The sequence below is a fragment of the Micromonospora sp. ATA51 genome, from assembly GCF_016802855.1.
In the GTDB taxonomy this organism is placed as follows: domain Bacteria; phylum Actinomycetota; class Actinomycetes; order Mycobacteriales; family Micromonosporaceae; genus Micromonospora; species Micromonospora sicca.
Map to the genome: position 1 here is coordinate 56,233 of NZ_JAEVHJ010000009.1, position 9,100 is coordinate 65,332.

Here is a 9,100-nt window from a genome sequence, read left to right on the forward strand (position 1 = left end):
GGAAGTCTGGTCGGCACCGTGAACGACCGTGCGCTCCGGAGGGTCACCCATGCTGCTGCTGTGCTTCGCCGTCGTTCTGCTGGCCGCCGTGCTGCTGTCGGCGCTCGCGCACCGCACGATCCTGTCCACCGCCGCGTTGTTCCTGGTGGCCGGTTTCGTCCTCGGAGAAGGCACCACAGGCGTGCTGCATCTGCACGCCGACTCGCCGATCGTGGCGCAGCTGGCCGAGCTGGCCCTGTTCGCGGTGCTGTTCACCGATGGGATGCGGGTGGGTTGGGCGGACGTGCGCAGCGCCTGGCGGCTGCCCGGGCGGGCGTTGGGCTGGGGGCTGCCGCTGACACTGCTGGTCACCGCCGTGCTGGCCCACTACGTGGCCGGGCTCGGGTGGGCGGAGGCGCTGCTGATCGGGGCGATCCTGGCGCCGACCGATCCGGTGTTCGCGGCTGCGCTGGTCGGCAACGACAAGGTGCCGGCCCGGCTGCGGCACCTGCTCAACGTCGAGTCCGGAGTCAACGACGGCTTGGCGCTGCCGTTCGTGGTGGTGCTCCTGGCGGTCGCGGCCGGCTCGGACGACCTGCACCTGGGCGAGCTGGCCACCGAGCTGGCGTCGGGCTGGCAATCGGCGTCCTCGTGCCCCTCGCGGCGATCGCGCTGGAGCGAACCCGGTTCTTCGCCGCGTCCGCGGCCTACGCACCGCTCAACGGAGTCGCCATCGGGCTGCTGGTGCTGGCGCTGGGCAAGGCCACCCACGGCAACCTGTTCCTGGCCGCGTTCGCCGCCGGCATCACCGTGGCCACGTTCGGGCCGCGGGAGCGGGCCGCGTTCGAGCACTTCGGCGAGAACGTAGCGGAGCTGCTGAAGCTGGCCGCGCTGCTGGTGTTCGGGGCACTGATCTCAACGGCGTTCCTCGGCGAGATCTCCTGGACCGGTTGGGTCTTCGCGGTGCTGGCGATCGTCGTCGCCCGCCCACTGGCGCTGTGGGTGTCGTTCCTGCGCTCCGGCCTGAGCCTGCGGGAGCAGGCCGCGGCGATGTGGTTCGGCCCTAAGGGCTTCGCCTCCGTCGTCTACGGACTGCTGGTGCTGGAGTCCGGCATGGGCGCCGCTGATGAAGTTTTCCATCTGGTCGCCTTGACGATCGTTCTGTCGATCCTGGCGCACTCCTCGACCGACGTCGTGGTCGCCCGGGCGTTCGACGGCACCCGCGACACCCCGAACTGGCACGGCGTGCTGCGGCGGATCCAGCGGGCGCACCGCACGGCGGCGGTGCCGGGGCAGGGCCCGGCGGCCGGCACGGCCGAGACCGCCACCGCGCGGGCCGGCCGGGACGGTGGCGCCGAGGATGGCGTGGCGGCGGGGGATCAGGCGAACACGAAATAGCGCAACCACAGATACGGCACGGCCAGCCCGACGGTGACCAGGGTGACCAGGATTCCGTACCGGGTGAACTGCCAGAACGTGATCCGCTGGCCGGCCCGTTCGGCCAGGCCGAGCACGACGACGTTGGCGGAGGCGCCGACGGCCGTGGCGTTGCCTCCCAGGTCCGCGCCGAGCGCCAGGGCCCACCACAGCACCCGGGACTGCCCGCCGCCGCCCTGGGCGTGGACCAGGTCGGCGACGACCGGGCTCATCGTGGCCACGTACGGAATGTTGTCGACGATCGCGGACAGTGCTGCCGACCCCCAGAGCAGCACCATCGTGGCCGGCAGCAGCCGGCCTTCGGTGGCGTCGATCGCGGCGCGGGAGATCTGCTCGACGACGCCGGTGTTCACCATGGCGCCGACCATGATGAACAGGCCGGCGAAGAAGACCAGGGTGGGCCACTCGACGTCGCGGCTGATCTCCCCGGCGTCGAGCCGGGAGAGCGCGAGCAGCAGCAGGCCGCCGAGCAGGGCGACCACCGCCGGCTCCAGGTGCAGCGTGGTGTGCAGCACGAACGCGGCGGTCACCGCGGCGAGCACGGCCAGCCCGAGGACCAGCAGCCGCCGGTCTCGGATCGCATCACCCTCGTGCAGGGCGGCGATCTGCGCGGCCCGGGCCGGGTCATAGCGGAACGCGTCGCGGAACAGCACCCGGCACAGCCCGAGGAAGACCACCAGCAGCAGCACGATGAACGGTGCGAGGTGGATCAGGAAGTCGTTGTAAGACAGGCCACCCCGGCTGCCGATGATGATGTTCGGCGGGTCGCCCACCAGAGTAGAGGTGCCGCCGATGTTCGAGGCCATCGCCTCGGCGATGAGGAACGGCGCCGCCGGCACCCCGAGGCGTTCGCAGACCAGAAACGTCACCGGTGCGATCAGCAGGACGGTGGTGACGTTGTCCAGCGCCGCCGAGGCAACCGCGGTGATCACCACGAGGATCACCATCACCCGGTACGGGCGACCACGCGCCCGCTTCGACGCCCACACCGCCACGTACTCGAACCCGCCCGTGCGTTTGAGCACGGCGACGATGAGCATCATCCCGACCAGCAGGAAGATCACGTTCCAGTCGATGCCGGCCTGCTCGGAGAAGAACGCGTGCGCCGTGTCGGTCGCCCCGATCAGGAACATCACCGCCGCCCCGCCGAGCGCCGTGGCGACCCGGTGGATCTTCTCCGTGGCGATCAGGACGTACGCGACGGCGAAGACGGCCACCGCCGCCCAGGCCACTGCGGTCACCGGGCGAGCATCCGGTCGAGCAGGGCGTCGAGGGTGATGCCGCCGATCATCGGCTCACGGGGCGCGGCCACGGCCACCAGGGGGCTGCGTTTCTGGGCCATCACGGCGGCGACCTCGAGCACCGTCGCCTGGGGATCCACCACCGGCGGCTTCGGGTGCTCCTTGGGCAGCAGGTCGGCCACCGTCCGGCCCTCGGCGCCACGCAGGAACACGTCCGCCGACGGTTCGTCGATCATCCTCGCCAGGGTCGGATCCTCCCGGCAGTAGCCGGGGATCACCAGGCGCAGCACCTGGGTGCCCGGCAGCACGGTCACCGGGCAACCGCGGTCGTCGACCACGATCAGCCCCGGCAGGTTGTGACCGGCGAGCAGGCGAGCCGCCTCGAGTACGGACGTGGCTGCGGTGATGGTCGGAAAAGGCACGGCCAGGTCTCGGGCTCGCACGATGACTCCTGCAGGGATTCGGACGCGACTGATCACACGCCGACCAGACTTCCCGGCACACCGACAATCACCCTAGTCCGGTGTCCATGCATCGTTACCGGGAGTCCGGGGGCCCGGCCCTGCGGGGCGAAGGCGCCGGCCACCACGACGTCCGGGCCGGCGGCGTAGATCTTGTCGAACCGGTCCCGGGACAGCAGGGCCAGCAGGTGCGGGGTCTCCGCGCCGATCATCACGGTCCAGCCGGTCGAGCCGTCCGCCCGGGCCAGGGTCTCCAGCACCGCCATGCCGGTGCGCAGGTCCACCTCGTACCCGCCGCGTCCACCTGCCCCTTGTCTACCGGCGCCGTCGCCCTTTCAGTCGTTTTTTGCGAAAGTGCGTGGGCTTGCGCCGCCGGGCGACCAGGAAGCCGGCTCCGAGAGGGTGACCGGTGATCTCCGGCGGCAGAGCCGGGAGGACGACGCCCGGCTGAATGGTCTCGCCCGGCGGCTGGACAAGCCGATGGGCATCCTCGGGCTGATCTTCCTGCTCCTCGTACTCGCGCAGGCGTTCGTCCACGACGAGCCGCTCAGCACCGTGCTCACGGTGACCAGCTGGGTCCTGTGGGCGGTCTTCGTCGTCGAGTTCGCGCTCCGCGCCTGGCTCGCCCGGCACTGCGCCGGCGAGTTCTGGAAGCACCACTGGTGGCAGCTGATCTTCCTGGCGGTGCCGTTCCTGCGCTTCCTCCGGGCGGCGAGCGCGTTGCGGGCGGCCCGGGGCGGTGGTGTCGTCGCCGCCGCCGTACGCGGCTCTCGCTCTGCCGGCTGGAGCGGAACGGCCCGTCCCGTCCGGCACGACCCGCCGGTGGTGACCAGCACCTCGGGGTTCGCCCGGATGTTGCGGAACCCTTCGCTGCCCGCCCGAACCCGGAGGCGACCAGAATCGTCGCCTCGTCAGGGCGGCCGACCACTTCGAGGACCACCTGCCGTCGTAGGCCGCTCTTGCGGCCGGTGTGGGTGAGCAGGATCAGGCGCCCGCCGAGCAGCTTGCCCAGACGCAGCCGGTGGAGGGCGATCGGGAGCCGGAACAGCAAGCGCCGCAAACCACGGGGTGAGGCCTTCCTTGCCACATGCCGCACCATGACCTCGAACCTGGCACCTCGGCACGCATCTAGCAAACGTCGTCGTCTCACAGATCCAGACATTCCACAACCTCTTCGCCGGCACGACGGCCGACGAAAGTGGCCAGGTGGAGGTAGTTCTGAGTGACGGGACGCGCGTGCGCGCGTACCGCCACGAGATCGTTGCCGGGTAGCGCCGCCCCGGCGGCGAATCCGCTGCTAACGCACTTGATCGGCTGACCGCTGATCCGTGGGTGGGATGCCCGACCAGACGTACACCCACGGCGGGCCGCCGCCGGCTATCGACTCCAACTCGTAAACGCCGTTCACGTCCGCGTCGAGCAACTCGCCGCCGTACTCGATCCACAACCAGCTCTGATCGATCGTTGCAGGGGGCGCGCCGTCCTCGTCGACCGGCACCAGGAGGGCTCGTCCATCCACCGGTCCCCCGACGCACGGTACGTCGACCTTCGCCCACATGTTCTGATCATCGGCCGAGACCTGGCGGCGCCGAACGTTTTCGCCCATTCGGACGTCCCGTCCTACGCTGCGATCCTGCCCCTGGGCGGGCTAGGAAGGGTCCGAGCGACGCTGGGTCTTTCTCCTAGCGCATGGCGCTCGAATCAGTGGCCGGCCTTCGCACCTGTCGCTGGTGACACGGCCTGACCAGAACCATGCAGCGATGGCGGGAGGCCGTAGTGCCTCCTCGACGCTCACGGCGCTCAATCTCCAACGCCAACTCGGTGCCCCACCTGGATAACCTGCTGCAGGCCTCCTACGCCCACAGTCGTCGCAACAAGCGCAATTGAGCACATGTAGGATGAGTGCGCGAAGTCAGGACGAACCGGGACCACTCACCGCGCTCGGTTGTCGGGCCCGGTCAAAACGCCGGCGTGCCGGCGCTCCATACAGGACGGGACTTCCGGGCAGGACAGTAGTGGCATGCGGCGACAGCAGTTGATGGTCCCGGAGGTGACCGATGAGCGAGACCTCGGCCAGAACGGAGGTCGCCGCTCCGGCGCGGGTGCGGTTGACCGCCGATCGGGTACGGCGCTGGCAGTTCAGCACCCCGTCGTTCACTCGCCGGGGCTACGACTCGGATGAGGTCGACCGCTTCCGTATCCGGGCCGCCGACGAGCTGGACCTGCTCGCTACCGAGATCGCACGGTTGCGGGCGGAGAGCGAGCGGCTCGCCGGCCAGCTTGAGCTGCACCGCCACGGGGTGATCCCGAGCGCCAACGGGGTCACGGCACTGCCGACAGCCAACGAGGTCAACCTGCTGTCCGAGGCCCAACGGGAAGCCGAGCGGATCATGGCTCAGGCCCATGAGTACGCGCATCGGGTCGCCGAGTACGCCCGCGCGCAGTACGACAGCTCCGTACAAGCGGCGGGCGACGGCGCTAGGCGGGAGGCGCAGCGGGCGATGCACAGCGGCCGCCGCGGCGCTGGGGTCGAGGGTGACGACGTAGCACGGAACGCGGCGCAGATCGCGGGCGAGGCGATGATCTCGCAGATCCGGGCGGTGGCCCGGCACCTGGACGACGGTAGGCAGCAACTTACCCGGGCGCTCGAGCGTCTCGGTGCCGGGCCAACGAACCCTGACGGGACCACGGGTGGACCTGGGCTCGCTGCTCCGCCCCGCACCGGCGCTGCTGGCGCCTCCGGCTCAGTCCGCGTGCGGGTGGTCTCGGTAGATGAGCCCACCGTAGCGATGGCGACGATCAACGGTCGTCGTCATAGCCGTCAGCCACTATGAGGCAGGGCTGGCCGCCCAACATGTGCACTGGTATCGGCGCACTGCAGTACCAGCCCAGGTCGGCGTCTTCAACGACCGTACCGAGCTCAGGAATCTGCACGCCCTCACCGTAGTCCTCGCTGTGGAGCCGGCTTTGGTGCGGCATCCGCTTCTGCCGCGGATCGCGTTTGCTGGCCACGGTTGCTGTCGTCACGCTGGGTGCCGGGGCGGGTCACGGAGACGTGGCCCGCCCCTTCGTGTCGCAGTCGCCGCCCACGGGCGGGTGTCGGGCATCAGTTCCCCGAGCCGGGTGATCAGCGGTAGCAGCGCCAGGCGTATGGATCGCCAGGATCCGATGTCCGTGCGTAGGTGTCCGAACCGTACGTGTCGCGGCAGGCGATGTTCATGTCGACGGTGGACGCGGAGAGAAGCCTTGTACATTGCCAGCTGCCGTCGTTGCGGGGCTGCGCGGAGCTTCCGGCGGCGTGCCGATCGCAGTATCCCTGGGCCATGTTCGCCACCCCGTCGTTGCTCGATGGCCCGAGTAGGAGCGGACTCGGGCTTCGGGTTTGTGTCGGCGTGGCCGCGCGTGTCGGGGGCGGCGCGGCGGGGCGGGTGACCGACGGTGCGGCGCTGGGCGAACGGGTGACCTTCGGTGTGGTCCTGGGCGTGGCGGAGGGGCTGCGCGGGGTCGCGGAACTCGGCGTCTCCGTCGGCATCTCCGGGAGGGCAATCGGCTCCTCAGAGGCGTCCGGCGGGATGGTGGCTGTCACCAGCGGCAGCGCGCCCTCCGGCGGCCGGTCCGACCCCCAGGTAAACGCCAGGGCGCAGATCAGCGCCCCCACCGCGAGTCCGCCGACCGCGATCAGCCAGCGCCGCCGACCGGCCGGCCGTGGGCGGGCATCACGCTCCAGGTTGTGCAGCACTTGGGTCGGAGCGTCTTCGATCGCCTCGGGGTGCTGCGGGGCGGACCCGCCGTAGCGGTATTCGTTGAGGCCGGCGTCATCGTCGTGCGGGTAATGCTCCTCGTGGGCGTAGCCCACCTCCGGTACGACGTAGGTCTCCTGCAGCACGGAATGCGCGTCCTCGCGCACCGGACCGGCATCGGTCGGTCCGTACGGCGCCTGTGCCCGCCGTTCCTCCCAGGAGGCCTGCTCGTACTCGTCGCCGGTCTGGTCGGGCTCGTAGCCCGCCGGTGCGGGGTCGGCCACCGGGCCGGACCCCCGGTACGCGTACTCGTGCTGGCCGTACGCCCCGTCGTGCTGCTCGTATTCCTCGGACTGCTGGTCCGCCTGGTGTCTTGCGTGCCGCGCTTCGTGCTCCGGGTTCGTGTCCTCGGGCTGGTACGACTCCTCGTCCGGGTCCGACACGTCCTCGCGCCACTGCGGCGCGGCGGCCTCCGGCCACTCGTCGTACGTGTCGGAGTCGCTTGCTGCTGGCCGCGACAGGTGAGCGATCCAGCTGTCAATGTCACTTGGGTCGTCGTCTTGGGCAGCCCCATCGGCGGGGCGAGCGGTCGATTTCTCGGCCACTCGCCGGCCTCCTCTGAACGCACAGGTGCGGACAGCTAGCTGACCTTACTCACCATCAGCCGAAAGTCCAGCCAGCTCATCCGGCGAACAGACAACAGACCACCACTGTCGGCCGCGCGTTGCTGGATCACGTCGCCAGGTCCGAGTGATCGTCGAGTCGGACCGCACGCTGCCGTGAGCCGGCCGACATTCATGCGCGCCTTGCAGCGCTCGAGGAGCAGATCCGACGCCATCAGCAACGCGGATAGACCCCTGTCTGCTCGACCCAAGCTTGCCCGGATGCTTGTGCTGGCCGGCTGCTCAATCGCGCGGAAGGCCCCGTTCTTGGGGGTGAACAGGGCCTTCCGGTGCGCCGCGCACCCCGACCTCTCAAACCGGTCACCGACGCATCCGAGGAACATACTAGGCAGGACTCGCGGCGCCTGCAGAGCGGGCACGCGTTTGAGGCAAGCCGCGGCCGGGCCATGAAGCCGCCCCACCGGACGTCCCGACGCATGCGGTGGCCATCCACTGCCTGTACGGTGCCCGCGTGAGCTGGCGTGGCCACGTCGGGGCCGGTGGGGGCGCTCCGGAGGATGTCCGGGGCGCGGTGACTCTGTTGTCGGAATCGATCACCGAGGTCGCGGTGACGCGGCTGCGGCACGCCGTCGCCGCGGCCTCCGGCGCGACCGGTCTCGCTGGTGACCCGCTGGAGGACTTCGTCTTGGCCGTGCACGAGCTGGTCACCAATGTCGTGCGCCACGGTGGCGGCAGCGGACGTCTCCGCCTGCTGCGCGACGCCGCAACCCTGTCCTGCCAGGTCATCGACCACGGTCCCGGAACAGAGGATGTTCCGATCGCGCTGCCGCGCCCCGGAACCCCGGGCCACCGGGGCTTGTGGCTGGCCCAGCAGCTCACTGACAGTCTGGTCATCGACAGCGGGCCGGACGGGACGACAGCTACCGTCACCGCCCGCCTCCCCGGCGTACAGTCGAGCGGGTGAGGTGCGGCGTGGAGCAGACGTGGCGGTCGGAGACGACGGTGCGCGACGGGACCGCCGTCGTGACGCTGTGCGGCGAACTCGACATCGCCGCAGCCAGCCCGCTGGACGACGTTCTGCAGGCCGCGACCGCCCGCGCACCGCGCGTCCAGGTCGACCTGGCGCGGGTCAGCTTCATCGACTCCACCGTGCTGAACACGTTCGTCAACGCCCACGGCCGTGCCACCGACAGGGGCGCCAGCCTCGCCCTGATCAATCCCACCGGCCATGTCCGGCGCGTGCTCTCGATGACCGGGATCCTGCCCTTGCTCGCCGAGCCCGGCTCCGACAGTTAGATCCGGCACACCGACTTCTCAGTGCGGATCCTGTGGCCACGCGGAGGACGGTAGGTACGCCGGGTTCGCCGTCGGCGGCGGAGGCGGCCATGACCTTGTTGAGCTGCACGCGGACGGCGGCAGCTTCGGCGGCCCGCCCGAGCACGGGGGTAGCCGGCGCCAGCCGGTCGTTTCCTCGGGGCCGATGGCGCGTTGACCAACTTGGGGGACCGTCCACCATGAGGAACTCCTGATGGTTCGTCCGATGACCCCGATGCCGGCCGTCGCGTCACCGCCCCCCGTGTCGCGGCGCGCAGGGTTGGAGCAGTGAGACGCGTGGTGAG

Annotated in this window: 10 protein-coding genes and 1 pseudogene; 5 read left to right on the plus strand and 6 right to left on the minus strand. The window is 70.3% G+C overall.

The window, feature by feature from the left end:
- The first annotated feature begins 49 nt into the window (after window positions 1-49).
- Window positions 50-1,377: pseudogene (locus JNW87_RS03440) on the plus strand (cation:proton antiporter).
- On the opposite strand, the gene JNW87_RS03445 reads toward JNW87_RS03440, so the two are convergent.
- From JNW87_RS03445 to JNW87_RS03455, 3 genes are read right to left on the minus strand one after another with little or no spacing between them, the layout of a single operon-like run.
- Window positions 1,359-2,657 carry an SLC13 family permease gene (locus tag JNW87_RS03445; protein ID WP_238452977.1) on the minus strand — a complete coding sequence of 433 codons (1,299 nt, stop codon included), beginning with the start codon at window positions 2,655-2,657 and terminating at the stop codon, window positions 1,359-1,361. The pseudogene JNW87_RS03440 and the gene JNW87_RS03445 overlap by 19 nt on opposite strands.
- The gene (locus JNW87_RS03450; RefSeq protein ID WP_238452978.1) at window positions 2,654-3,100 is read right to left on the minus strand and encodes a CBS domain-containing protein; all 447 of its coding nucleotides are present in this window, start codon (window positions 3,098-3,100) and stop codon (window positions 2,654-2,656) included. Before JNW87_RS03450 ends, JNW87_RS03445 begins: the two co-directional genes overlap by 4 nt.
- Before the next feature lie 32 nt (window positions 3,101-3,132).
- Window positions 3,133-3,402, minus strand: a complete 270-nt coding sequence (locus JNW87_RS03455) for a hypothetical protein (protein ID WP_238452979.1) — start codon at window positions 3,400-3,402, stop codon at window positions 3,133-3,135.
- Window positions 3,403-3,520: 118 nt separating this feature from the next.
- Between JNW87_RS03455 and JNW87_RS03460 the strand changes: the two genes are divergently transcribed.
- Window positions 3,521-4,096, plus strand: coding sequence for a hypothetical protein (locus tag JNW87_RS03460; RefSeq protein WP_238452980.1), 576 nt, complete (start codon window positions 3,521-3,523; stop codon window positions 4,094-4,096).
- 319 nt (window positions 4,097-4,415) lie between these two features.
- Here the strand turns inward: JNW87_RS03460 and JNW87_RS03465 are convergent, their stop codons facing one another.
- Entirely contained in the window at window positions 4,416-4,616 is a 201-nt protein-coding gene (locus tag JNW87_RS03465) for a hypothetical protein (protein WP_238452981.1), read from the minus strand.
- 559 nt (window positions 4,617-5,175) lie between these two features.
- Here JNW87_RS03465 and JNW87_RS03470 point away from each other — a divergent pair.
- Entirely contained in the window at window positions 5,176-5,952 is a 777-nt protein-coding gene (locus tag JNW87_RS03470; protein WP_238452982.1) for a DivIVA domain-containing protein, read from the plus strand.
- Here the strand turns inward: JNW87_RS03470 and JNW87_RS03475 are convergent.
- Both JNW87_RS03475 and JNW87_RS03480 read right to left on the minus strand, forming a co-directional pair.
- Window positions 5,918-6,130, minus strand: a complete 213-nt coding sequence (locus tag JNW87_RS03475) for a hypothetical protein (RefSeq protein WP_238452983.1) — start codon at window positions 6,128-6,130, stop codon at window positions 5,918-5,920. The genes JNW87_RS03470 and JNW87_RS03475 overlap by 35 nt on opposite strands.
- A 115-nt stretch (window positions 6,131-6,245) precedes the next feature.
- On the minus strand, window positions 6,246-7,463 hold the full coding sequence (locus tag JNW87_RS03480) for a hypothetical protein (RefSeq protein WP_238452984.1): 1,218 nt from the start codon (window positions 7,461-7,463) through the stop codon (window positions 6,246-6,248).
- Between the two features lie 589 nt (window positions 7,464-8,052).
- On the opposite strand from JNW87_RS03480, the gene JNW87_RS03485 reads away from it, so the two are divergent.
- Both JNW87_RS03485 and JNW87_RS03490 read left to right on the plus strand, forming a co-directional pair.
- Complete coding sequence (locus JNW87_RS03485) at window positions 8,053-8,445, plus strand: ATP-binding protein (RefSeq protein WP_238452990.1); 393 nt, start codon at window positions 8,053-8,055, stop codon at window positions 8,443-8,445.
- Window positions 8,446-8,453: 8 nt separating this feature from the next.
- Window positions 8,454-8,777: an STAS domain-containing protein gene (locus JNW87_RS03490; protein WP_238452985.1), complete on the plus strand. Its 324-nt coding sequence runs from the start codon at window positions 8,454-8,456 to the stop codon at window positions 8,775-8,777.
- The last annotated feature ends 323 nt before the right edge of the window (window positions 8,778-9,100 follow it).